The following is a 23,504-nucleotide window of genomic DNA, read 5'->3' on the forward strand; positions in this document are numbered from 1 at the left end:
GGAGACGGGCTTGTCCTCGTCGGTCGTGAGCACATAGTGACCAGTGACCGGGTCGAAGTTTTCGCTGTCCGGGTCATGGATCTTGGGGGGATCGTTGACGGGGTTGATGCCAATGTCGATTGTCGCGGTCGTGGTGCCGCCCTTGCCGTCAGAGACGGTGACGGTGAACGAATCTGCGCCGTTGTAGTCCTTGGAAGGCGTGTAGGTCCAGGTGCCATCGGCGTTGACAGTCACGGTACCGTGCACCGGGTCGGAACCCTTGGCATAGTTCAGCGCATCGCCATCGGCGTCCGTCGCCTTGACCTGACCGGAGACGGGCTTGTCCTCATCGGTGGTCAGCTTGTAGTGGCCGGTGGCGGGATCCAGATTGGGGTTCGAAGGATCGTCGATCTTGGGGCCATCGTTGACGGGGTTGATGCCGATGTCGATGGTGGCCGTGGTTGTGCCGCCCTTGCCGTCAGAGACGGTCACGGTGAACGAGTCCGCGCCGTTGTAGTCCTTGGCCGGGGTGTAGGTCCAGGTGCCGTCGGGATTGACGGTCACCGAACCATGCACGGGGTCTGAGCCCTTGGCATAGGTCAGCGCGTCGCCATCCGGGTCGATCGCCTTGACCTGGCTGGAGACGGGCTTGTCCTCGTCGGTCGTGAGCACATAGTGACCAGTGACCGGGTCGAAGTTTTCGCTGTCCGGGTCATGGATCTTGGGGGGATCGTTGACGGGGTTGATGCCAATGTCGACCGTCGCGGTCGTGGTGCCGCCCTTGCCGTCAGAGACGGTGACGGTGAACGAATCTGCGCCGTTGTAATCCTTGGCTGGCGTGTAGGTCCAGGTGCCGTTGGTGTTGACGGTGACCGTGCCGTGCGCAGGGGCGGAGCCCTTGGCGTAGGTCAGCGCGTCGCCATCCGGATCAGTGGCTTTGACCTGACCGGAGATGGGTTTTTCCTCGTCGGTCGTGAGCTTGTAGTGGCCGGTAGCGGGATCCAGGTTGGGGTTCGATGGATCGTCGATCTTGGGGGCATCGTTGACGGGGTTGATGCCGATGTCAATGGTGGCCGTGGTCATGCCACCCTTGCCGTCAGAGACGGTCACGGTGAACGAATCCGAACCGTTGTAATCCTTGTTGGGCGTGTACGTCCAGGTGCCATCGGCGTTGACCGTCACGGTACCGTGCACAGGGCCGGAGCCCTTGGCAAAAGTCAGGGCGTCGCCATCCGGATCAGTGGCCTTGACCTGACCGGAGACAGGCTTGTCCTCGTCGGTCGTGAGTTTGTAGTGACCGGTGTTTGGATCCAGATTGGGGTTGGTCGGATCATCAATCTTCGGCGGATCATTGGCAGGAATGACGCCGATGTCGATGGTGGACGTGGTCATGCCGCCATGACCATCCGAAACCGTCACGGTGAAGGTGTCAGGCCCTGTGTAGTCCTTGTTGGGCGTATAGGTCCAGTTGCCGTCGGCGTTGACTGTGACCGTGCCGTGCAGCGGGTCGGTGCCCTTGCTGAAGCTCAGGGTATCGCCATCCGCATCGCTGGCTTTGACCTTGCCCGATACCGCGGTGTCTTCGTTCGTGGTGAGCTTGTAATGACCCGTCGCCGGGTCCACATTGGGGTCGTCGATTTTGGGGGGATCGTTGATGGGCGTGATGCCGATGTCGACATAGGCCGTGGTGGTGCCGCCCTTGCCGTCGGACACGGTCACGGTGAACGAGTCCGCACCGTGATAGTCCTTGTTGGGGGTGTAGACCCAGGTGCCGTCGGGTTTGACCGTGACGGTACCATGCTGGGGATCAGTGCCCTTGCTGAAGGTCAGTGCGTCGCCATCCGGGTCCGAGGCCTTGACCTGGCCGGACACCGGCTTGTCCTCAGGTGTTTCGAACTGATAGCGTCCGCTGGCGGGCTTGTAGTTGTTGCCCGGGTCATCCACATAAGGCGCGCGATTGCCTTGAGGCGTGTCTGCCTCGGCAATCGGGATGCCCGCCTCACGGTCAGGTGTGCTGTAGGCAAACTCCTGCGGCGTCACGGCTTCGATCACGCGGTCCACACGCAAGCCGGGTGACATCGATCCGCCGCCGCCACCCGTCACGCCTGCTGCCGCAGCTGCATCTTCATCGCCACGTTCCACCGCGTTGATGGCGTCGTCCAGCGTCTTGTGGTCAACGGTGTGTCTGGTATGAGCAGGCTTCTTGTTGGCGCCAGCCTTGTCGTTGACATCGGCCAGAGCCAATTGCATGTCGCGCGGCATCCATGCGTTGCCGTCTACATCGGTGATCTGCAGCTCGGCATTCTGAGCCGCGAGGATGACATCACCCGGCTGGATGGTGTCACCTTCCTGCAGTGGTCGAGCGGTCTTTTCGCCTGCCGAAATGACACTGGCGCGTCCCTGAAGGGTGGAGACGATACCGCCTGGAACTTGCGCGGATTTGGGCATGGCAAAACCTCTCGAAACGTAACTAAAGCCGTTGCAGCGAGGATAGCCAGAGGGCTGTCCTCAAGGTGAATTGGTCGGACCGCAGTCCGTGAACAATTCCGGCCTTGCGCCGAATAAATCAACGCTTTAGCGCAGCCCTCATCAGGGTTGTGCGCTGTTTCGATGGCTTTGCCACCAAGTGAAACGGGCCAGACATGTCCAACAATCTCTTGTCGGCTTGTCTGGCCCGCTGTGAAGGGCTTTCGTCACATGTGGACGGGGTTGTTGGCGACTTAAGGTGCAGGCGACTGCATGTTCGGACAGCGCTTTCTTCAGCGTCTCTTTCAGCGTTCCCGCAGCGCATACGAATGCGCCTTGAGCACGGGCTTGAGCAGGTAAGACAGCACGGTCTTCTTGCCCGTCAGCACGTCCACTTCTGCCGTCATACCCGGGATGATGGGCATCTTGTCGCTGAAGTTGGTTTGCTTGGTGCGCACACGCACCACATAGAAAGTGTTGCCCTTTTCATCGGTGACGGTGTCCGGGCTGATGTTCTCGACCACGGCATCCAGGCCGCCATAGATCGAGAAGTCATAGGCCGTGAACTTGACGGTGGCAGGCTGGCCGGGGTGGATGAAGGCGATGTCACGCGGCTGGACCTTGGCTTCCAGTACCAGCGCGTCATCCAGCGGCACGACTTCAACGATGTCCTTGCCGGGCGTGATCACGCCGCCCACGGTGTTGGCCAGCAGGCGCTGCACACGGCCTCGCACAGGTGACTTCACTTGAGACTTGTCGACCTTGTCAGCCAGGGCCACGGCACCTTCATTGATCGCGTTGAGGCGGCCCAGCACTTCAGAGAGTTCCTTGCGGATTTCATTGCGGAAGGACAGGTCGGTCTCCTGGATCTTGCGGGTGGCTTCCGAGATCGCGGCCTTGGCACGCGAGGCCTGCGCGCTGGCTTGTTCCTTGTCACCGCGAGCGCGGGTCAGGTCACGCTCCAGTCGCAGCACGTCCACCTCTGACACGGCACCGGTCGCCAGCAGGGGCTTGGTCTTGCTCAGCTCTTGCTGCGACAGTTCCAGCGAACGCTTGGCCGAATCGCGTTTGGCCTGGGCTTCGCTGAGTTCCTGCTCGCGCTGCGTGAGCTGTTCTTCACTGATGGAGATCAGCGCCTTGAGCTCGGAACGTTTGGCGTCGTAGAGCTGGCGTTCCTCGTCGATCACACGTTGTTCTTCGGCGTTGCCTTCTTTGGGCACAGGCGGGTTGAAGGCATGGCCTTCCGCCAGGGCCTTCAAGCGCGCCAGCTTTGCCCGCAAGGCAAAGGCTTGCGCGGCGCTTTCACGCACGCCCGAGGTGGCGCGGGTTTCATCGATCTTGAGCAGCAACTGGCCAGCTTCCACGACCTGGCCTTCCTTGACCAGGATCTCGGAGACCACCCCACCATCCAGTGACTGGATCACCTGCAACTGCCTGGAGGGGATCACCTTGGCCTCGCCCTTGGTGACCTCGTCGATCTTGGCCAGCCCAGCCCAGACCAGCAGCACAGCCACCAGCAGCAAGGCGGTGCGCACCAGCGTCTGGGCGCGGTAGGTTTGTTCGGTGCTCATCACCGCATGGGCATCGAGCTCGAAGGAGCGCATGCCCGCATCGGCGGCCGTCTCGGGCGTGACGCGTGGCCCAGCCAGCTTGTCCAGCACGCGATCGGTCAAGGGCGCGAGCTTGCGGCGCACGGCCTCCAGCGCATTGACCAGTTTTTGTCCGGCGTTCAGCAAGGTACTCATGTTGATCTCCTTGCCTTGATCAGGAAGCGCGGGCAATGCGGCCGCTTTGCAGCGCCTGCATGATCCGTTCGCGCGGGCCATCGGCCACGATCTTGCCTTGGTCGACCACGATCACGCGGTCCACGAAAGACAGCATCGAGGTGCGGTGCGTCACCAGCACCACTGTCTTGCCTTCCGAGAAGGCCTGCATGCGTTGCGTCACCAGGGCTTCGGTCGAGAAGTCCATCGCGCTGGTGGGCTCGTCCAGCAACAGGATGGGGGCGTTGTGCAGCACGGCGCGGGCAATGCCCACGCTCTGGCGCTGGCCGCCAGAAAGCAACTCGCCGCGTTCGCCGACCTGCATGTCATAGCCTTGCGGATGGCGCTGCACGAACTCGGTGATGCCCGCTGTTTCGCTGGCGGCCACGATGGCGTCATCCTGCGCATGCGGCATGCCGAAGGTGATGTTGTCGCGCAGCGAGCCATAAAACAGCGTCACGTCCTGCGACACATGAGCCAGGTTGCGGCGCACATCAGCCGGATCCAGCTGGCGCATGTCGATGCCATCGAGCAGCACGGCGCCCTGAGCAGGCTGATACAGCCCCAGGATCAGCTTTTGCAGGGTGGTCTTGCCCGAGCCCACCTTGCCGATCAGGGCGACTTTTTCGCCCGGGTTGATCTTGAAGCTGATGTTGTCGAGTGCCGAGTCCTGACGACCCGGGTAGGCGAAGGACACGTGGCGGAATTCGATCTCGCCCTTGAGTTCCTTGCGCTGAACGAAGTTGGTGCCGTCCGGGCGTTCCACCGGCTGCTCCATGATCTTGTTGAGCGACTCCATGGCCGTGCGGGCGCCCTGGTACTGCATCAGCAGGCCCACGATCTGACCAGCGGGGGCCAGTGCGCGGCCCGCCAGCATGGTCGAGGCAATCAGGCCACCCATGGTGAGTTGCTTGTCGGTGATCAGGTAGACGCCGATCAGGATGATGCTGACCGACACCAGTTGCTGCAGCGTGGCCGTGGTGTACATGGCCGTGGACGACAGCCCGCGCATACGCACGTTCAAGGTGGACAGGAACTGGTTGGCGCGCTCCCAGCGTGCCTGGATCAGGCCTTCGGCACCTTGTGACTTGATGGTCTCGATACCGGTCAGGCTTTCTACCAGCGTCGCATTGCGCTGCGCAGACGCCTGATAGGTGCTTTGCGACAGCTCGTGCAGGCGGTGTTGCAGCACATAGCCCGACACCACGATCGCCGTGAACACCGTGAGCACTGGCAGGATCAGCCAGGGCGAGATCCAGGCCATCACGATCACGAACAGCAGCGCAAACGGCAGGTCGATCAGCGCCGTGACGGTGCTGGAGGCAATGAAGTCACGCACCTGCTCGAAGCCGCGCAGGTTCGATGCGAACGAGCCGACCGATTGCGGGCGGTTCTCCAGGCGCATGCCCAGCACGCGCTCCATCAGCGAGGCCGAGATCTGCACGTCGATGCGCGCGCTGGCTTCGTCCACGAAATGGCTGCGTAGCAAGCGCATGAACAGGTCGCCGCAGAACACCAGGCACACGCCGATGGCCAGCACCCACATGGTCTCGGTGGCGTGATTGGGCACGACGCGGTCGTACACGTTCATCGAAAAAATCGGGAAGGCCAGCGCAAACAGGTTGACCAGCAGCGCGGCCCACATCACGTCTCGGTAGACAAAACGCTGGGCCAGCACCGGGCCCCAGAACCAGTGTCCGGACTTGGTGGCGCGGATCTCCGGCGTGCGGGAATCGAACTTGAAGTGCGGGCGAGCGAACAGCACCACGCCGGTGAAGCGAGCTTGCAGTTCTTCAGAGCTCAGGGTGATCGCACCCTGGCCTGTATCAGGCAGCAGGATGCGCCATTGCTCCTTGTCTCGCCCCAGCAGCACGCAGGCCTGATCGTTGTGGAGGATCAGGATGGCGGGCAGGGTGAGGTTGTCAATGCGGCTCAAGTCGAGCCGCTGCAGCTTGGTGGCCAGGGCAGCCTTGGCGGCGGCACGTTCGGCCAGCGTCAGGGGCAGGGCGCCTTTGTCCAGCGGCAGACCGGCCGTCAGCGAGGCGCGAGAGGCGGGGATGCCATGTTGCCGGCAGACCTCGACCAGACAGTCCAGCAGGGGATCCGGCGCGATCAGGTCCTCGCGCAGGCGCGGCCCCGTTCCTGCCTGGGCGGGCGCTTCAGGCGGCGCGGATGAGGTCGGATCAGAGGTATCCAGCGTGGCGGTCATGTGTGTGGTCGTGAGGTCTTGCGCCGCACGAGACACCAGGGGTCAGCGCGGCGGTATCAGCGGATATCGGCACAATGCACGTCAAATTGACCCTTGACGCGGTCGGCGAAGAAGCGCTCCAGGGTCATGCGTACCGTGCGGAAGGCCAGATCGTCCCAAGGGATCTCGTGCTGGTGGAAGAGCTTGGCTTCCATGGTTTCCGGGCCCGGCGCGAACTCGGTGTCCAGCAGGCGGGCGCGGTAGAACAGGTGAACCTGGCCGGCCGTGACCACATTGAGGATGCAGTAGAGGCCTTGCATTTCGATGTGGGCGCCGGCTTCCTCGTCGGTTTCGCGGGCGGCGCCTTCTTCGGTGGTTTCACCCAGCTCCATGAAGCCGGCGGGCAGGGTCCAGAAACCCTTGCGTGGCTCGATGTTGCGCTTGCACAGCAGCACTTGCTCGCCCCAGACAGGCAGCGTCCCCACCACGTTCAACGGGTTGACGTAGTGGATGTGGCTGCAGGAAGGGCACACGGCGCGCTCCCGGTTGTCATCCTCGGGAACCTTGTACTCAACCGGCGTGCCACAGACCTGGCAGTGCTCGATTCGGCGTGAAAACAGCATCCGAGCAGTTTAGGGCAACTAGTGGGCTATTCCTCGGGCTGTGGTCGGCAATTCACAGGGTTCAAGCCCTGTGGCCGGGGTGCCTTGCCGCCGCTTTGTCGCCGCATCAACCTGGCGTTACCGCCGCCTGGGTCCTGCTGGCAATTGTGTGATCCAGGGGGCGAAGCTCTCCAGGACCTGCAGCGGGTGCCCTCTGTGCCAGAACACCGAGCGGCGCGTCCACAGGGGTGCAAGGGAGTCAGCTGGCGGTGTCAGGTGGGCCCATTGGCGGGCCAGATGACGGCGCTCGGGCGATTGGGTGGCCAAAGCCTGGGTGATCAGCGGGTCGCGCCGCACCTGGCTGTGCTCGAACAGCAGTTCAGCCAGCGGGCGGGTGCCCAAGCCCTTGATGGCGCGCCAGGGGCCCTTCACGGCGTTCAAGGGCGTGCTGCTGCGGGCCCACACGGCCGGCCTGCCACCGATGCGCAACACGACCTCGCGCACGTGGCCTTGCGTGCAGCGCAGCGCCTTCTGTTCCTGCGGCCACAAAGTCTGCCGCCCCTGGCTGATCACCTGCACGCTGACCTGGCCATGCAGGCGCAGCCGAGCCGTGAGCGAGCCGGGTGCTGACAGCCACTGCCGCAGGCGGGCAGGGACGGCCTGGCGACGTCCGCCAGCGCGGCGGGCGCGGGCGGCGTTCAGTCGGGGTACGGCAGGCAGACGAGGTAGCATCGGGGCGGGATCATAGCGGGCCTCGGGCCGAACGCGCTTCATGACATCAAACTCACTGCCATCCCGACGGCCTGCGGGCTGGATGGCCATCGATTTCGGCGCAGGGCTGGCGCAAAGGCTTGGCGCGATCATGAGTGCGCGCGCTGGCGGCATCAGTCAGGCGTCTTACGCGCAGTGCAATCTGGGTGACCACGTTCAGGATGATCCGCAGGCCGTGGCGCACAACCGTGAGGTGTTTGCGGCGCAGTTGCAGGCTCGGCCGGCCTGGCTCACGCAGGTGCATGGCAATCGGATGATCAGGCTGACGAACGGGGCCTCTGGGGGGGATCTTTTCAACCCGGTTGATGTGCAGGGTTCGGACGGGCAACCTGAGGCCGATGGCGCCTTGACGACGGAGCCTGGCCTGGCTTGCACCGTGATGGTGGCCGATTGCCTGCCCTTGTTGCTGGCGGCGCCCGAGGGGCGTGGCGTGGCGGCATTGCATGCCGGCTGGCGTGGTCTGGCCGGTGCGGGTGCGGGTGCCATGGCCGGGCGGGGCATCGTGCATACCGGTGTGGCTGCCTTGTGTGAGGCGGCTTCCTGTGATCCGGCTGAGTTGAGAGTCTGGCTGGGGCCATGCATCGGGCCGCAGCACTTCGAGGTGGGCGCGGATGTGTTGATCGGTTTTGGTGTGGATCCCCGAGAAGCGCTGCCGCACCCCAGGTTCACGCCGAGCGATCCAGCCCTGTACTCCAAGGGCGGCGAAGCGGCTGCGGATGACCAACGAGGCGCGCAGCCCAAATGGCTCGCAGACCTGCCTGGCCTGGCCCGCGACATCCTTCAAAGCTGCGGCGTCGAGCACATCAGCGGTGGCACATGGTGCACCGTCTCCGATGCCTCAAGGTTCTTTTCCTTCCGGCGCGACCGCGTCACCGGCAGGCAGGCTGCCGGCATCTGCCTTCGCGGCTGACTCTGCCGACTCGGCCAGGCTGGCCACATAGCGCCTGCGCTCTCCTGCCTCGGCCTTGCGCCTGGCCTTGCGTCGATTTCGCGCGCCCAACAGGTACATCACCAGCGCGAGCGGGCCCACGCCGTAAAACACAAAGGTGATCAAGGCGCCCAGTACCGTGCCCTGGGGGCTGGTGGCCTCCGCCAACGACATCGTCACGGCCACATACAGCCAGGCAATAACAACAATCCACATCCAACGTCATCCGATTGGTGAAAGTCCCGCAGACATGGCGGTGCGATGCACTCAACATGATTGATGCAGATCAGTCATGCCAAGTTGCTTGCATCTATTCTGGAACAGCTCTTGCTGCAAGGCGCGTGAGCAAGTCAGATTGATGACCGTTGGGCCGATGTTGAAAACTGGCCAAAAGTCATCTGCCTGACTTGTCGCTTCAAAAAATACGAGGTCAGAATACGGCAACATGCTGGGGCATCATTTTTTCGGATGCATCAGCTCAGGATTCCAAGTAGGAGACATATGGCTGTTCCTCAACGGTCACGCTCGCAGCGCGCTGTCGCTGCCGAGGACGTGACGCCGCGCAATGCTGCTGTGCAACCCAAGCCCGCAGCCAAGACCAAACGAGCAGCCGCCAAGAAGGCTGCCGCTACACCCAGGAAAACAGCGGCGAGCAAGCCGGCTGCATCAGCCAAGCCCGATGGCGTCAGCAAGGCCGCCCGACCCGCACCGGCACGCAAGACAGCCCGTGCTAGCGAGCCCAAACCCGAGCCAGCACAAACGGAGGCCCCGAGCGCAGGTGCAGCCAAGGCTGCCAATGCATCGGCCTTCACCGCGCCGTTCGAGCAGGCTGCCAAGGCTTTCAGCGCCTTCAAGGTGCCTGGCTTTGATCAGTTGGATCTGCAAGGCCTGCCTGAAAAGGCCTCCGAGGCCATGAAGCAGTGGATGGGCAAGTCTGCCGAGGCCATGCCGCCTGGGCTGGACGCGCTCAAGCCCATGCAGCAAGCCATGGAATCCATGGGCAAGAGCCTGGGCTCGACCCTGACCTCCGTGGCCGGCCTGTCCGTGCCGCCTGAAGCGCTCAAGGACATCCAGCATGACTACATGAAGCAGGCCACCGAACTGTGGAACCGCTCGCTGGAGAAGCCCGAACAGATCAAGGCTGGTGACCGCCGCTTTGATGCACCGGAGTGGGGCAGCAGCCCGGTCAACGCCTTCATGGCGTCGATGTACCTGCTCAATGCCCGCACGCTGCAGAAGCTGGCTGACAACCTGCAAGGTAATGCCAAGGCGCGCCAGCGCGTGCGTTTTGCCGTGCAGCAATGGGCTGATGCGGCGTCGCCCAGCAACTTCCTGGCCTTCAACCCTGAAGCGCTCAAGAAAGCAGTCGACACCAAGGGCGAAAGCCTTCAGCAAGGCCTGCAACACCTGATGAACGACCTGCGTCAGGGGCACATGTCCCAGACGGACGAGAGCGTGTTCGAAGTGGGCAAGAACGTGGCGACCACGGCCGGCACGGTCGTGTTCGAGAACCCGTACTTCCAGCTCATCGAGTACGCGCCCTTGACGCCTCAGGTCCACGAAGTGCCATTCCTCTTCGTGCCGCCTTGCATCAACAAGTACTACATCCTGGATCTGCAGCCGGACAACTCGGTTGTGCGCTATCTGCTGTCGCAGGGCCACCGCGTGTTCATGATCAGCTGGGTCAACCCGGATGACAGCCTGGCCCAATCCACCTGGGACGACTACGTCGAGCAGGGTGTGATGAAGGCCATCGACGTCACGTTGGATGTAGCTGGCACCAACAAGGCCAATATGCTGGGCTTCTGCGTGGGCGGCACGATGCTGGCCTGTGCGCTGTCCACACTGGCCGCGCAAGGCAAGAAGCCTGCAGCCAGCCTGACGCTGCTGACATCCTTCCTGGATTTCTCCGACACCGGCATCATGGATGTCTTCGTGGACGAGGCCATGGTGCGCATGCGTGAAATGACCATGGGTCCCACCAGCCCACAATGCGGTGGCCTGATGAAGGGCACCGATCTGGCGGCCACTTTCTCCTTCCTGCGCCCCAACGACCTGGTCTGGAACTACGTGGTTGGCAACTACCTCAAGGGGGAGATGCCGCCCGCGTTTGACCTGCTGTACTGGAACAGCGACAGTACCAACCTGCCGGGGCCTTTCTACACCTGGTACCTGCGCAACACGTATCTGGAAAACAAGCTGCGTGAGCCCAATGCGGTGAAGGTGTGCGGTGTGCCGCTGGACCTGCGCCGTCTGGACATGCCCACCTTCATCTATGGTTCGCGCGAAGACCATATCGTGCCGTGGGGCGGTGCTTATGAGTCAACCAAGATCGTGCAAGGCCCCAAGACTTTCGTGCTGGGTGCATCCGGGCACATTGCCGGTGTGATCAATCCGCCCGAGAAAAAGAAGCGCAGTTACTGGACTTCCAGCAACCTGGCACGGGGCTTGCCAGCAACGGCCCAGGAATGGATGGCAACGGCGCAGGAGAACCCTGGTAGCTGGTGGCCGGTGTGGGCCGAGTGGTTGGGCAAACAAGCCGGCGCGAAAGTGCCGGCGCCCAAGCAGCCTGGCAACAAGCGCCATCAGCCCATCGAGGCTGCCCCTGGTCGTTACGTCCTTCGCAAGGCCTGAACACTTGACCATTTAAGGAGATCACCATGTCTGACATCGTCATCGTTGCTGCAGCCCGAACCGCCGTTGGCAAGTTCGGCGGATCCCTGGCCAAGACGCCCGCGTCCGAACTGGGCGCGACGGTGATCAAGGAGCTGCTCAAGCGTACAGGCCTGAGCGGTGATCAGATCAGTGAAGTGATCCTGGGGCAGGTGCTGCAAGCCGGCTGTGGCCAGAATCCGGCACGCCAGGCGGTGATCAAGGCGGGCTTGCCCAACACGGTGCCCGCCATGACCATCAACAAGGTGTGCGGTTCCGGCCTGAAGGCCGTCATGCTGGCCGCGCAGGCCATCCGCGATGGCGATGCCGAGATCGTGATTGCCGGCGGCCAGGAAAACATGAGCATGTCGCCCCATGTGGTGCCCAACTCGCGTGAAGGCATGCGCATGGGCAACTGGCAGATGGTCGACACCATGATCAACGATGGCCTGTGGGACGTCTACAACCAGTACCACATGGGCATCACGGCCGAGAACGTGGCCAAGCAGTACGGCATCACACGTGAAGCGCAGGATGCACTGGCGCTGGGTTCGCAGCAAAAGGCGGCGGCGGCGCAGGATGCCGGTCGCTTCAAGGACGAGATCGTGCCGGTGCTGATCCCGCAGAAGAAGGGCGATCCGCTGGTGTTCGATACCGACGAGTACCTCAACCGCAAGAGCAACGCGGAAGCGCTGGCTGGCTTGCGCCCTGCCTTTGACAAGGCTGGCAGCGTGACGGCTGGCAATGCTTCAGGTATCAACGATGGCGCTGCGGCCGTGATGGTCATGAGTGCCAAGAAGGCAGAGGAGTTGGGCCTGAAGGTGCTGGGGCGCATTGCCTCTTACGCCAGCTCCGGCCTGGATCCCGCCATCATGGGCATGGGCCCTGTAACGGCGTCGCGCCGTGCGCTGGAGCGTGCCGGCTGGAAGCCCGCCGATCTGGATTTGCTGGAAATCAACGAGGCCTTCGCGGCCCAGGCATGCGCTGTTCACAATGAAATGGGCTGGGACACCAGCAAGGTCAATGTGAACGGTGGCGCCATCGCGATCGGCCACCCCATTGGCGCATCAGGTTGCCGGATTCTGGTCAGCCTGTTGCATGAAATGCAGAAGCGCGATGCTCACAAGGGCATCGCATCTCTGTGTATCGGTGGCGGTATGGGCGTGGCCCTCACCATCGAACGCTGACCCCGACTGAAAAGTAGTCTTTCATACATCCCAAAGAGGAGAACATCATGAGCCAAAAAGTAGCGTACGTGACCGGTGGCATGGGCGGTATCGGTACCTCCATCTGCCAACGCCTGCACAAGGACGGTTACAAGGTGATCGCTGGTTGCGGCCCCAGCCGTGACCACGTCAAGTGGCTTGATGAGCAAAAGGCTCTGGGCTATACCTTCTATGCCTCCGTCGGTAACGTGGCCGATTGGGATTCGACGGTGGATGCTTTCCGCAAGACCAAGGCGGAGCACGGCCCGGTCGACATCCTCGTGAACAACGCCGGTATCACCCGTGATGGCATGTTCCGCAAGATGACCAAGGCCGACTGGGATGCGGTCATGGACACCAACCTCAACAGCCTGTTCAATGTCACCAAGCAGGTGATCGACGACATGGTGGATCGCGGTTGGGGCCGTATCGTCAACATCAGCTCGGTGAACGGTGAAAAGGGCCAGTTCGGTCAGACCAACTACTCGGCTGCCAAGGCCGGTATGCACGGTTTCACCATGGCCCTGGCTCAGGAAGTGGCCAACAAGGGCGTGACTGTGAACACCGTGTCGCCAGGCTACATTGGCACTGATATGGTGCGTTCGATCCGCCAGGACGTGCTGGACAAGATCGTGGCCACCATCCCTGTGAAGCGTCTGGGTACGCCCGAAGAAATTGCGGCGATGGTGTCGTGGGTTGCGGGCGAAGATGCCGGCTTTGCCACGGGTGCCGACTTCTCGGTCAACGGTGGCCTGCATATGGGCTGATGAGTTGCTCGTCGAGCCTGGGCCGCTGGGCGCGCCGGCTTGATGGACAACCGGCTCACCAGACCCTGCGAGGCAGCGATGCCCGCGGGGTTTTTTCATGGGAACCTACCGCGAATGGGCAGGGCCAGCCTACTCAGGCCGCGGCTTCCTGCTCCATCACCAGGCGATCCAGTGCGGCGCAGACCTCGGCAAAGCGGCCGGTGATCACGGTGCGACGTGCATCGCTGGGATCTGTGCTGATGCGGACGCGGTGTACCGGTGCCATTTGCTGTGCAGCCGGGCGCAAGGTGATGACTGCAGCGCTGGCGCTTTTGTCTTGCTGACGCGCAGGTGGCGTGCCCCACGGCGTGATGGGGCGAGCCTTGACGGGGCGGGCTACCGGTGCGTTGGCGGGGCGGGACCCGTCAGAGGGCGGATTGCCTGCAGCGCCTTGGGTAGCGGCGTTGCGAACGAAGAATGCACGGGCCAGGTGATGAATCATGGTGAACTCCGGTTGACAGCAGATGAAGTTCGGCAGGATTCAACAGGGACCACCAGACGGGATCGCATCACCGGCCAGGTGATGCCAATGCCCGCCACCCGTCTGGTGGCGCGAGAGTCAGTTCAGTAACTGGTTGCGGATCAGCCCCACGGCCAGACCTTCCAGTTCGAAGTCATCCTGGTCAGGTGAGACCAGAATGGGTTTGAAATCGGGGTTCTCGGGCAGCAGTTCGATGCCCTTGGCCGTGCGCTGGAAGCGTTTGACCGTGACCTCGTCACCGATGCGGGCCACCACGATCTGGCCGTTTCGGGCGTCTCGGGTGCGTGCCACGGCCAGCAGGTCGCCATCCATGATGCCGACGTCTTTCATGCTCATGCCTTTGACGCGCAGCAGGTAATCAGGGCGGCGGGCAAACAGGCCAGGTTCGACCGAATAGGTTTGCTCCACGTGCTCCTGAGCCAGGATTGGGCTACCGGCAGCCACTCGGCCGACCAGCGGCAGCACCAGCTGTTCAAGGCCGGGCAGGGGCAGATTGAAGGGCAACACATTGGAAGGCGTATCGCCGGTGCGCTTGCGGGTTTCGTTGACGGTACGCAGGGTGCCGGCCTTGAGGCGGATGCCGCGCGAGGTGCCGCCCACCAGTTCGATCACGCCTTTGCGGGCCAGCGCCTGCAAGTGCTCTTCAGCGGCATTGGCTGACTTGAAGCCGAGTTCCGTGGCGATTTCAGCACGAGTAGGCGGTGCACCAGTGCGCGCAATGGCACGCTGGATCAACTCGAAGATTTCCTGCTGGCGCGGCGTGAGTTTGGGTTTATCGTTCGACATCTGTAGCTAACGCTGGATGAATCGTTGGCTGTCATTTTATACAGTACTGCTGGTTTGTCCAGTGTTTTCTAGAGATACCTGACCCAAGCATGCAAAACGTTGTGATTCTGGGAACGGGCGGCACCATCGCTGGCACTGGCACGGATCCTGATCGAAGTTGGCAATACCGGGCCGCACAACTGTCAGTTGCCCAACTGGTCGATGCCGTGCCGGGGCTCGCTGGCATGGCCCTGGAGACCATCCAGGTCGCGCAGGTGGACAGTAAGGACATGGGCTGGGCTGTCTGGCGGGCCCTGGGGTCAGAACTCCAACGCCAGCTCGCTCGCGAGGACGTCGCCGGGGTGGTGATCACGCATGGCACGGACACGCTGGAAGAAACCGCCTATCTGTTGCATCGCCTGGTGGGCGCCCGCAAGCCCGTGGTCCTGACGGCGGCCATGCGGCCTGCCACGGCCTCTGATGCCGACGGGCCGGCCAATCTGCGTGATGCCGTGCGCGTCGTTCAGGGGGCTTCCCATAGAGGGCTGGGGGGCGTGGTGGCGGTCATGCAGGGCTGTATCTGGGCTGCCGAGCAGGTTCGCAAGGCCCATTCCTCTGCCCTGAACGCCTTTGATGGAGGCGGGCATGCACCTCTTGCCGTCCTGGATGAACAAGGGCAGTGGCGGCAGGCGGCTTCAAGCTGGCCTGTGTGTGGCGATGTGGATTGGTCGGTGCTGAGCCCGGCTCGCTGTCCTCGGGTGGAAATCCTTTACAGCCATGCAGATGCGGATGGCTGGCTGGTGGAGGCTGTGCTGGCCTATCGAGAAAGCCATGGTCCGCTCGATGGGCTGATCCTGGCTGGGACTGGCCACGGGACGCTGCACAAGGGCCTTGAGGGCGGCTTGAGCAAGGCGGTTGCGCGGGGGGTGACGGTCTGGCGCAGTTCGCGCGTGGCCCGCGGTGGCGTGGCGTCTCGTGAGGGCGATGTGTTCCCGGCTTGTGGCGAGCTGACGCCAGCTCAGGCCCGGGTGGCGCTCATGCTCTATCTGATGGGGGTGTGAGCGAGCAGGAGGCCGATGAAATAAGGTGGGAGTGGAAGCGGGATCCTGAGTGCGGTGACCGACAACCCTGGTCTGCTTTATCCCTCCGGGCCTGGTTCATGCCTGACCCGGTTCGAAGCGAAGTGTGCAATTTCAATGTGAAAGGACGATGACAGGTTCAGGGCTTGTCGAGCCTGATTACCACGTCCTGGCCGGTCTTGAGGCCTTGCTCCACGCCAGGCGATGTCTCACCCATGGTGGGTGTCCACACGCGCACTCGGTGCTCTCCGGCAGGCAGATCAAGAGTCACTTTGCCTGCTGCATCCGTGACGCCGAAGTAGGGCGTGTCCACCACATGGATGTAGCCCAGCATGCGGTCATGGATGTTGCAACCCAAGGTGGCGGTGCCCGGTTTGTCAAAGATCACCGGGGCGGCTGGCGTGCCTGCGTACAGCTTGATCTCGAAAGGCTTGACGGGCGAGAACGAATAGACGTGATGCCTGACCGTGTCGAAGTTCGGAAAGCTCACCGATGTCCCTGTCTGCACCACGCGTAGTGTGGGGGCAAAGGCCTTGTTTTTCTGCGCCATGTCGGCAGTGACATCAGGGCTTGCTGTGGGTTTGGTGCCTTTGACAAACACCGAGACAGCGGCACCTTCCATGGCTTGACCTCCGTCACCTTGCACTTGGATGGACTGATTGGCGGCGAACACAGGTGTGTCGCAAAGCGCCAGTGTCATCCCCATCAGCGCCGCCGCTGGGTGTCGATCAAGCCAGGTGAGAGACCAACGCGGGTGCATGGTGTGATTTGCCAGTCGGGTCAGTATTTGACGATGTCGCGTCGCGTTGGGGCCAATCTACGCAACAGCTCGTTTTTGGCGGCGTCTGACGCACCAGCTCGATCTAGTTCTTCGCGCAGCATCGACACCATGATGTCGAACTCGGCGCCTGAAATATTGGTCTTGGCATGCGAGTTGGCCATGGTTTCACCTTCGTAGACGCAAGGGCCGTCGGCCATCTTGCAGACGTAGGCCGCCACGCTCTTTTTCAGCGTTGCCATCTTGATGCCGTCAAATGAGCGCTTGGTGCGAGGGTCGGTCGAGACCCGATCCAGGGTGCGGTCAGTGACGGTTTCAATGGCTTGGGCGCCACCCAGTTGCTGGTAGAGCGCAGTCTTGCCATCCGTGGTGGTGCAGGCCATCAGGATGGCCAGCGTCCAACTGATGGCGATGCCGATGACGGCCATTTTCGAGTGGCGGCGGCTGTCTTCGCTCAGGCTGGTCCACGTGGTGATCGGGCTACTCATCGGCATAACTCATCCTGCAAACAGGGGGTTCAAATTCACGCTATCCCCCTCATGCGAGGGATTGTGCCTTCATGTTGCACCAAATCTGTCGATATTTGTCTCCGTATTTGGCCGGGTATTGACTGGTCAGATCTCACGCGAGGATCGACCATGAAGCGAAAAATGTCCGAAAGCAATGGCGGTTGTGTGCAACAGGCACGCAACACGACCACCGTATCCTGGTGGCGCCTGGGATGGCTTGGACTGGCTTTGGTGGCGGTATCTGTCGCGCCCAAGGCGCATGCTGGTGATCGCCTGCTGGGTACCTGGGGAGTCAGCGAAGTGGACGGCGCAGGTGGTGGAGGTCTGACGCCTTGGGCCACGATCACGGGCTCAGGCAGCAGCAACCAGAACGGTGGATCGGTCTTCGCGACGTGGCTGAGGACGCAGGACGGCTACGACCTGCAGATCAGCGGTGCGGCTGTGGGCATCAAGGACAGCATCGAGCTCAGCATGGCACGATGGTCGTTCAAGCTGGGCGATACCGTGCCAGGCAAAGCGATCGAGATGAATGTGCTGGGTGCCAAGTTCAAGGTGGCCGGCGATGCTGTGTACGATCAGGATACGTTCATGCCGCAGGTGGCGGTGGGGGCGCAACTCAAGGAACTGGCGGCCAGCGACCGCGATCTGGTCAAGTCTCTGGGTGCTACGGGTACCAGCGACATCGATGTCTACGCCACAGCCACCAAGTTATGGCTGGGCGGCCTGGCGGGGCGTAACGTGATCGCCTCGGGGACGGCGCGCCTGACCCGCGCCAATCAGTTTGGTCTCGTCGGATTTGGAGGCCCCGGGCATGAGACGCACAAGCTGCAACTGGAAGGCAGCTTGGGGCTCATGCTGCGTGACGACCTGGTGCTGGGAGCGGAATACCGGATGAAGCCCAACAACCTGGCGTCTGGCGGCGCCATTCTTCGTGAAGACAACGCCTGGGACTTGTTCCTGGCCTGGTTCCCTTGTCGAGGCGGCAGTCTGACGCTGGCCTGGGTCAACCTGGGCAATATCGTCGGCAAGGAAGACCAGGCGGGTTTGTACCTTTCGGCCCAGGCGTCTTTCTGACCTGAGATGAAGCTGGCCGGTTCAGCGGCCGCCTGTCACATCCAGGATGGCGCCGGCTGTGTAGCTGGCCTTGTCCGACAGCAGCCAGACGATGGCTTGCGCGACTTCACCGGGCGACGCGGCTCGCCCCATGGGCAGGGTGGGCCCCAGGCGGGCAGCGCGGTCTGGCTCGCCACCGGTGGCGTGAATGCCCGTGTCGGTAATGCCGGGGCGTACCGCGACCACGCGCACACCTTCCGGCGCGACCTCTTTGGACAAGCCGTTGGTCAGCACATCGATGGCGCCCTTGCTGGCCGCGTAATCCACGTACAGATTGGGCGAGCCCGTGCGCACGGCACTGCTGGAGACGTTGACGATCACGCCGCCTTGCCCACCCAACCGCGTCGACATGCGTTTGACGGCCTCGCGGGCGCACAGCATGGGCCCCAGCACGTTCACCGCCAGCATGCGTTGCATGCGCGCCGCAGACATGTCGGCCAGTGGCGAGGTCTGGTCCACGATGCCGGCGTTGTTGACCAGCCCTGTCAAGGGCGGCAGAGATTTGTCTGCGATGGTGAACAGTTTGAGCACCTGTTCTTCATCGGACAGGTCGGCTTGCGCGATGATGGCGTGTGGTGAACCGAGTTGCAGACATGACTGCACCACCTCCCGGGCCAGATCGGCCTGGTGGGCGTAGTGAATGAGCAGGCTGTGGCCCTGCGCGGCGAGTAGCCGTGCGGTGGCGGCGCCGATGCCCTGGCTGGCGCCCGTGATGAGTGTGACCGGTTTCATGCAGTGACTTTACATTCCCTTAACCGCGTGGACGTGCATTGATAACAAGCCCCCGGGAAACTGGCGAGATGAACACGATGACAAAGAACAAATGGTTGTCCGGCTGGCGGCTGGCAACCGGTGTGGTGGTGCTGGCGGCGGCTGGCTGGGGCATCAAACATTATTTCTTCACGCCGCCTGCCGCACCTCAGGTGATCACGGCCAAGGTGGCGTATGAAGATCTGGAAGACACGGTGCTGGCCAGCGGCACGATCCAGGCGCAAAAGGAAGTGAGCGTCGGGGCTCAGGTTTCGGGTCAGATCAAGCGCTTGTATGTGGATCTGGGCTCCAAGGTCAAGAAGGGCCAGTTGGTGGCCGAGATTGATTCCACCACGCAGAACAATGCCTTGCGCAATGCCGAGGCTCAGGTGGCCTTGCTGACAGCCCAGCGCCGTGCCAAGGTGGCGCTGCAAAAGCAGGCTGAACTGACTTACAAGCGCAAGCTGGAGCTGGTCAGGCTGGATGCCGGCGCCAAGGCCGATCTGGAAGATGCGGAAGCCGCCTTGGCCACCACCACGGCCGACATCGGCGCGCTGGACGCCCAGATCCGGCAGGCATCGATTTCCGTGGACACGGCCAAGGTCAACCTGGGCTACACACGCATCCTGGCACCCATCGATGGCGTGGTGATCGCGGTGATCGCCGAAGAAGGCCGCACGGTGAACGCGATCCAGTCTGCACCGTCCATCATCAAGCTGGCCAAGCTGGATCAGGTGCAGATCAAGGCGCAGATCTCGGAGGCCGATGTGGTGCGGGTCAAACCCGGCATGCCGGCTTACTTCACGATTCTGGGCGAGCCGCTGCATCGCTTTGATGCCAAGCTACGCGGCGTGGAGCCCGTGCCCGAGGCAAGTCAGACGGATGCCAAGGTCACGACCTCCACCGCCACGACCTCGGCCATCTACTACAACGGCCTGTTCGACGTGCCCAACCCGGAGGGCAAGCTGCGCGTGCTGATGACGGCGCAGGTCTTCATCGTGTTGAGCAAGGCAGACCATGCACTCGTCATCCCAGCCTCTGCCCTGGGCAAGCGCGATCGCAAGACCAAGACTTACGCTGTGAGCGTGCTGGAAGGGCCTGAAGGCCAGCAGAAGGTATCGACGCGCCAGGTCAAGATCGGTTTGAACAACCGCGTTCAGGCCCAGGTGCTAGAAGGCCTGAAGGAAGGCGAGTTGGTGGTGGTGGGTGAGGCCACGGGCTCGGGCAGTGGTTCAGGTGGTTCACGTCGTCCGCCGGGCATGTTCTGACGCCATGACATCGACTTCACAACAGTCAACTGCGCCCGCCTTGCTGGAAGTGCAGGATCTGTGGCGCGAGTATCCTTCGGGCGAAGGCTCGGTCGCTGTGCTCAAGGGCATCAGCCTCAAGATCCATGCCGGTGAGATGGTGGCCATCATTGGCGCCTCGGGTTCGGGCAAGTCCACGCTGATGAACATCCTGGGTTGCCTGGACCGGCCTACGCGGGGTGTCTACAAGGTGGCGGGCCAGCCCACGGCTGCGCTGGAGCCCGATGAACTGGCTCGCCTGCGTCGCGAGCACTTCGGCTTCATCTTCCAGCGTTATCACCTGATGGGTGATCTGACGGCGGCAGGCAACGTCGAGATTCCGGCGATCTATGCGGGCCATGGCCCGGCCGAGCGACATGCCCGCGCGGCAGCGCTGTTGGGGCGTCTGGGCTTGGGTGATCGCGTTCGACATCGCCCAGGGCAACTGTCAGGCGGGCAGCAGCAGCGCGTCAGCATTGCCCGCGCGCTCATGAACGGCGGCGACGTGATCCTGGCCGATGAGCCCACCGGGGCGCTCGACAGCGTCAGCGGCGAGGAGGTCATGCGCATCCTCAAGGAGCTGCATGCCGATGGGCACACGGTCATCATCGTGACCCACGACCCGAAGGTGGCGCAGCATGCGCAGCGCATCATCGAGGTGGCCGATGGCGAGATCGTCTCGGATCGCTACAAGGATGGCGCCGATGCCCGGCGTGCCGTGAAGCAGGAGCAAGGCACGCCCGACCCTCATCCATGGCGCGCCAACTGGGATCGGTTCACCGAAGCTTTCACGATGGCCTTGCGCGCCATGGCCGGGCATCGTCTGCGCACGTTGTTGACCATGCTGGGCATCATCATCGGCATTGCGTCGGTCGTGTCGATGGTGGCCCTGGGTGAAGGCTCGCGCCAGCGTGTGCTCAAGGACATCTCGGCCATGGGCACCAACACGATCGACATCTTCCCGGGCAAGAACTTCGGTGATCGGCAGGCCGGGCGCATCCGCACCTTGGTGCCAGGTGACGCGGATGCCTTGTCCAAGCTGAGCTATGTGGACAGCGTGACGCCCACGGTGAGCACCAGCGTGACCCTGAGGCGCGGCAATCTGGAGGCCACGGCGAACGTCAATGGTGTCGGGGAAGACTTTTTCCGCGTCAAGGGCTATACGATGGCGCAGGGCCAGGTCTTCGATGCCGACAGCGTGCGCCGCCAGACGCAGGAAGCGGTGATTGATCCCAATGCCCGCAAGGCCCTTTTTCCCGATGGCGAAGATCCTGTGGGGCAGGTGGTGTTCCTGGGTTCGGTGCCCGTGCGCATCATCGGCGTGACCTCACCGCAAGAGAGCGGCTTCATGGTCTCGGATAACCTCAACGTCTGGGTGCCTTACACCACGGCCATGCGGCGGCTGCTGGGTGTGCGCTGGTTGCGCAACATCACGGTGCGCATCAGCGATGACGTGCCTTCTGCAGCGGCCGAACAGGGCATCGTCAAGCTGGTCACACAGCGTCATGGCACGCAGGACTTTTTTGTGCGCAACAGTGACAGCATCCGCCAGACCATCGAGAGCACCACGCAGACGATGACGCTGCTGATCTCGTCGATCGCCGTGATCTCGCTGATCGTGGGCGGCATCGGTGTGATGAACATCATGCTGGTGTCGGTGACCGAGCGCACGCAGGAGATTGGTGTGCGCATGGCGGTGGGGGCGCGTCAGAGCGACATCCTGAGGCAGTTCCTGATCGAGGCGGTGCTGGTCTGCCTGATCGGTGGGGTGCTGGGGATCGGGCTGTCCTTGCTGATCGGGCTGGGGTTCGACAAATTGGGCGGAGGCACCTTCACCATGGTGTATTCGATGTCGTCCATCGTGGCGGCCTTCGGGGTGTCCTCCCTGATCGGTGTGGTGTTCGGCTTCCTGCCGGCGCGCAATGCGGCGAAGCTGGATCCCGTGGATGCCTTGTCAAGGCAGTGATGCGCATGAGAAAACAGATCGTGACTACAGTGAAGACATACAGGTACACCGGATGGACCTGGGGCAGCGTGGCCCTGGCTGCAGCGCTTCTGAGTGCCTGCGCTGCACCGGGGCACTACGCACGGCCAGACGTGAAGGTGCCCGAGGCCTGGCAACAAGGCGATGCCGCCAGACAGGCCGCGCTGGCGCCCTGGTGGCAAGGCTTGCAGGATCCGGTGCTGGCCCAGTTGATTCAGGATGCCCTGGCTCGCAACAACAACCTGGCGCAAGCAGCCATCAAGGTGAGGCGGGCCCAACTGGTGGCCGGTCAGGCGGCCAGTGATCAGCTGCCTTCTCTGAGCGTGAAGGGCAGCAGCACGGCATCGCGCCAGCTCGACGGTGGCCCGACGACCCGTTTGAGCACCGTCACGGCGGGCGCCAGTTGGGAGGTGGACCTGTGGGGCCGCCTGGCCTCGCTGCGCAGCGCCGCCGACTGGGAAGCCCAGGCCACCGAGCAGGACCGGCAGGCGGCAGCCATGTCACTGGTGGGCACGGTGGCCAATCTGTACTGGCAGGTGGCCTACCTGAATCAGCGCGTGGAGGTCAGCCAGCAAAGCATCGATTACGCCCGCCAGACACTCAAGCTGGTGGAGGCGCAATACAAGGTGGGGGCCACGTCCGGTCTGGAGGTGGCGCAAGCCACGCAGGCGCTGGCTGCCCAGGAAGCCAGCCACACACAGTGGCTGCAACAGCGTGTGCAGGCGCGCAACGCCCTGGCCATCCTGTTTGATGTGCCGCCCTCTGTCACGACGAAGGAAACCTTGCGTTTGCCAGACGGCACCTTGCCCGATGTGCAGCCCGGCGCACCGGCATCCTTGCTGGCGCGTCGCCCCGATTTGCAGGCCGCCGAGCTGCGTCTGCGCAAGTCGTTGGCATCGGTGGATGCGACCAGAGCCAGCTTCTACCCCACCTTGTCGCTCACGGGCAGCGTGGGGGGCAGCAGCACGGCTTTGTCCCAGGTGCTGAGCGACCCGGTGGGCACACTTGGCGCAGGCCTGGCGCTGCCCTTCGTGCAATGGCGTGACATGCAGCGCAGTGTCGACATCTCACAGGCTGACTACGAGGTGGCCGTACTGGGCTATCGGCAGAGCTGGTACCAGGCCTTGGCGGATGTCGAAAACGCCTTGTCGGCGCGCGTGCAATACGAGAACCAGGGTGTGCAGCTCGCACTGGCTGTCAAGGCCGCTCAGGATGGCGAGCGGCTGAGCGAAGCGCGCTATCGCGCGGGTGCCGTGCCGCTCAAGACCTGGCTGGATGCGCAAGAGACGCGTCGACAGGCCGAGAACAACCTGGCGGCCAATCGGCTCAACCGCCTCAATGCCTTGGTGACGCTGTATCAGTCGGCAGGTGGTGGTCTGGAGGCTGCTCAACCTTGATC

The 23,504-nt window shown here is 62.9% G+C and carries 20 protein-coding genes; 9 read left to right on the top strand and 11 right to left on the bottom strand.

Annotated elements, in window-relative coordinates; genetic code table 11:
- The 5 genes from HY836_RS15910 to HY836_RS15930 form a co-directional block, all read right to left on the bottom strand.
- A partial coding sequence (locus HY836_RS15910) for an Ig-like domain-containing protein (protein ID WP_290677910.1) occupies window positions 1–2,427 on the bottom strand: 2,427 nt, incomplete at its 3' end.
- 323 nt (window positions 2,428–2,750) lie between these two features.
- On the bottom strand, window positions 2,751–4,190 hold the full coding sequence (locus tag HY836_RS15915; RefSeq protein ID WP_290677913.1) for an HlyD family type I secretion periplasmic adaptor subunit: 1,440 nt from the start codon (window positions 4,188–4,190) through the stop codon (window positions 2,751–2,753).
- A gap of 19 nt (window positions 4,191–4,209) precedes the next feature.
- Entirely contained in the window at window positions 4,210–6,417 is a 2,208-nt protein-coding gene (locus tag HY836_RS15920; RefSeq protein ID WP_290677916.1) for a type I secretion system permease/ATPase, read from the bottom strand.
- Between the two features lie 56 nt (window positions 6,418–6,473).
- Complete coding sequence (locus HY836_RS15925) at window positions 6,474–7,019, bottom strand: NUDIX hydrolase (protein WP_290677919.1); 546 nt, start codon at window positions 7,017–7,019, stop codon at window positions 6,474–6,476.
- A 117-nt stretch (window positions 7,020–7,136) separates the two neighbouring features.
- On the bottom strand, window positions 7,137–7,772 hold the full coding sequence (locus HY836_RS15930) for a chorismate lyase (RefSeq protein WP_290677922.1): 636 nt from the start codon (window positions 7,770–7,772) through the stop codon (window positions 7,137–7,139).
- On the opposite strand from HY836_RS15930, the gene pgeF reads away from it, so the two are divergent.
- Window positions 7,771–8,679 (top strand): peptidoglycan editing factor PgeF, encoded by a 909-nt coding sequence (pgeF, locus tag HY836_RS15935; RefSeq protein ID WP_367114723.1) that lies wholly within the window; start codon window positions 7,771–7,773, stop codon window positions 8,677–8,679. The two genes, HY836_RS15930 and pgeF, sit on opposite strands and share 2 nt — an antisense overlap.
- Here pgeF and HY836_RS15940 read toward each other — a convergent pair.
- Window positions 8,608–8,913: a hypothetical protein gene (locus HY836_RS15940; RefSeq protein WP_290677925.1), complete on the bottom strand. Its 306-nt coding sequence runs from the start codon at window positions 8,911–8,913 to the stop codon at window positions 8,608–8,610. The two genes, pgeF and HY836_RS15940, sit on opposite strands and share 72 nt — an antisense overlap.
- A gap of 771 nt (window positions 8,914–9,684) precedes the next feature.
- Between HY836_RS15940 and phaC the strand changes: the two genes are divergently transcribed.
- From phaC to phbB, 3 genes are read left to right on the top strand one after another with little or no spacing between them, the layout of a single operon-like run.
- The gene (phaC, locus tag HY836_RS15945; RefSeq protein ID WP_290678174.1) at window positions 9,685–11,331 is read left to right on the top strand and encodes a class I poly(R)-hydroxyalkanoic acid synthase; all 1,647 of its coding nucleotides are present in this window, start codon (window positions 9,685–9,687) and stop codon (window positions 11,329–11,331) included.
- 26 nt (window positions 11,332–11,357) lie between these two features.
- Entirely contained in the window at window positions 11,358–12,536 is a 1,179-nt protein-coding gene (locus HY836_RS15950) for an acetyl-CoA C-acetyltransferase (RefSeq protein WP_290677928.1), read from the top strand.
- A 47-nt stretch (window positions 12,537–12,583) separates the two neighbouring features.
- On the top strand, window positions 12,584–13,321 hold the full coding sequence (gene phbB, locus HY836_RS15955; protein WP_290677931.1) for an acetoacetyl-CoA reductase: 738 nt from the start codon (window positions 12,584–12,586) through the stop codon (window positions 13,319–13,321).
- A gap of 133 nt (window positions 13,322–13,454) precedes the next feature.
- Here phbB and HY836_RS15960 read toward each other — a convergent pair whose 3' ends face one another.
- A complete protein-coding gene (locus HY836_RS15960) occupies window positions 13,455–13,802 on the bottom strand; it encodes a hypothetical protein (RefSeq protein ID WP_290677934.1) in 348 nt (115 codons plus the stop codon).
- Window positions 13,803–13,919: 117 nt separating this feature from the next.
- On the bottom strand, window positions 13,920–14,627 hold the full coding sequence (gene lexA, locus HY836_RS15965) for a transcriptional repressor LexA (protein WP_290677937.1): 708 nt from the start codon (window positions 14,625–14,627) through the stop codon (window positions 13,920–13,922).
- 89 nt (window positions 14,628–14,716) lie between these two features.
- On the opposite strand from lexA, the gene HY836_RS15970 reads away from it, so the two are divergent.
- Window positions 14,717–15,667 carry an asparaginase gene (locus tag HY836_RS15970; RefSeq protein ID WP_290677940.1) on the top strand — a complete coding sequence of 317 codons (951 nt, stop codon included), beginning with the start codon at window positions 14,717–14,719 and terminating at the stop codon, window positions 15,665–15,667.
- 157 nt (window positions 15,668–15,824) lie between these two features.
- Here the strand turns inward: HY836_RS15970 and HY836_RS15975 are convergent, their stop codons facing one another.
- Both HY836_RS15975 and HY836_RS15980 read right to left on the bottom strand, forming a co-directional pair.
- Complete coding sequence (locus HY836_RS15975; RefSeq protein ID WP_290677943.1) at window positions 15,825–16,307, bottom strand: methylamine utilization protein; 483 nt, start codon at window positions 16,305–16,307, stop codon at window positions 15,825–15,827.
- 158 nt (window positions 16,308–16,465) lie between these two features.
- Window positions 16,466–16,951 carry a group 1 truncated hemoglobin gene (locus HY836_RS15980; RefSeq protein WP_290677946.1) on the bottom strand — a complete coding sequence of 162 codons (486 nt, stop codon included), beginning with the start codon at window positions 16,949–16,951 and terminating at the stop codon, window positions 16,466–16,468.
- Between the two features lie 162 nt (window positions 16,952–17,113).
- On the opposite strand from HY836_RS15980, the gene HY836_RS15985 reads away from it, so the two are divergent.
- Window positions 17,114–18,046 carry a DUF3034 family protein gene (locus HY836_RS15985; protein WP_290677949.1) on the top strand — a complete coding sequence of 311 codons (933 nt, stop codon included), beginning with the start codon at window positions 17,114–17,116 and terminating at the stop codon, window positions 18,044–18,046.
- Between the two features lie 21 nt (window positions 18,047–18,067).
- On the opposite strand, the gene HY836_RS15990 is transcribed toward HY836_RS15985, so the two are convergent.
- Window positions 18,068–18,817 carry an SDR family oxidoreductase gene (locus HY836_RS15990; RefSeq protein ID WP_290677952.1) on the bottom strand — a complete coding sequence of 250 codons (750 nt, stop codon included), beginning with the start codon at window positions 18,815–18,817 and terminating at the stop codon, window positions 18,068–18,070.
- A gap of 77 nt (window positions 18,818–18,894) precedes the next feature.
- Between HY836_RS15990 and HY836_RS15995 the strand changes: the two genes are divergently transcribed.
- The 3 genes from HY836_RS15995 to HY836_RS16005 are packed head-to-tail and all read left to right on the top strand — an operon-like array spanning window position 18,895 to window position 23,502.
- Entirely contained in the window at window positions 18,895–20,103 is a 1,209-nt protein-coding gene (locus HY836_RS15995) for an efflux RND transporter periplasmic adaptor subunit (RefSeq protein WP_290677955.1), read from the top strand.
- Between the two features lie 4 nt (window positions 20,104–20,107).
- A complete protein-coding gene (locus tag HY836_RS16000) occupies window positions 20,108–22,087 on the top strand; it encodes a MacB family efflux pump subunit (protein WP_290677958.1) in 1,980 nt (659 codons plus the stop codon).
- A gap of 20 nt (window positions 22,088–22,107) precedes the next feature.
- Window positions 22,108–23,502, top strand: coding sequence for an efflux transporter outer membrane subunit (locus HY836_RS16005; protein ID WP_290677961.1), 1,395 nt, complete (start codon window positions 22,108–22,110; stop codon window positions 23,500–23,502).
- Window positions 23,503–23,504 lie beyond the last annotated feature (2 nt).

The organism is Aquabacterium sp. (assembly GCF_016234775.1).
Lineage (GTDB): Bacteria > Pseudomonadota > Gammaproteobacteria > Burkholderiales > Burkholderiaceae_C > Aquabacterium.

Coding starts and splice junctions, on each gene's coding strand:
- HY836_RS15915 (WP_290677913.1), bottom strand. CDS start 4,190: ATGAGTACCTTGCTGAACGCCGGACAAAAACTGGTCAATGCGCTGGAG.
- HY836_RS15920 (WP_290677916.1), bottom strand. CDS start 6,417: ATGACCGCCACGCTGGATACCTCTGATCCGACCTCATCCGCGCCGCCT.
- HY836_RS15925 (WP_290677919.1), bottom strand. CDS start 7,019: ATGCTGTTTTCACGCCGAATCGAGCACTGCCAGGTCTGTGGCACGCCG.
- pgeF (WP_367114723.1), top strand. CDS start 7,771: ATGACATCAAACTCACTGCCATCCCGACGGCCTGCGGGCTGGATGGCC.
- HY836_RS15930 (WP_290677922.1), bottom strand. CDS start 7,772: ATGAAGCGCGTTCGGCCCGAGGCCCGCTATGATCCCGCCCCGATGCTA.
- HY836_RS15940 (WP_290677925.1), bottom strand. CDS start 8,913: ATGTGGATTGTTGTTATTGCCTGGCTGTATGTGGCCGTGACGATGTCG.
- phaC (WP_290678174.1), top strand. CDS start 9,685: ATGGAATCCATGGGCAAGAGCCTGGGCTCGACCCTGACCTCCGTGGCC.
- HY836_RS15950 (WP_290677928.1), top strand. CDS start 11,358: ATGTCTGACATCGTCATCGTTGCTGCAGCCCGAACCGCCGTTGGCAAG.
- phbB (WP_290677931.1), top strand. CDS start 12,584: ATGAGCCAAAAAGTAGCGTACGTGACCGGTGGCATGGGCGGTATCGGT.
- HY836_RS15960 (WP_290677934.1), bottom strand. CDS start 13,802: ATGATTCATCACCTGGCCCGTGCATTCTTCGTTCGCAACGCCGCTACC.
- lexA (WP_290677937.1), bottom strand. CDS start 14,627: ATGTCGAACGATAAACCCAAACTCACGCCGCGCCAGCAGGAAATCTTC.
- HY836_RS15970 (WP_290677940.1), top strand. CDS start 14,717: ATGCAAAACGTTGTGATTCTGGGAACGGGCGGCACCATCGCTGGCACT.
- HY836_RS15975 (WP_290677943.1), bottom strand. CDS start 16,307: ATGGAAGGTGCCGCTGTCTCGGTGTTTGTCAAAGGCACCAAACCCACA.
- HY836_RS15980 (WP_290677946.1), bottom strand. CDS start 16,951: ATGAGTAGCCCGATCACCACGTGGACCAGCCTGAGCGAAGACAGCCGC.
- HY836_RS15985 (WP_290677949.1), top strand. CDS start 17,114: ATGTCCGAAAGCAATGGCGGTTGTGTGCAACAGGCACGCAACACGACC.
- HY836_RS15990 (WP_290677952.1), bottom strand. CDS start 18,817: ATGAAACCGGTCACACTCATCACGGGCGCCAGCCAGGGCATCGGCGCC.
- HY836_RS15995 (WP_290677955.1), top strand. CDS start 18,895: ATGACAAAGAACAAATGGTTGTCCGGCTGGCGGCTGGCAACCGGTGTG.
- HY836_RS16000 (WP_290677958.1), top strand. CDS start 20,108: ATGACATCGACTTCACAACAGTCAACTGCGCCCGCCTTGCTGGAAGTG.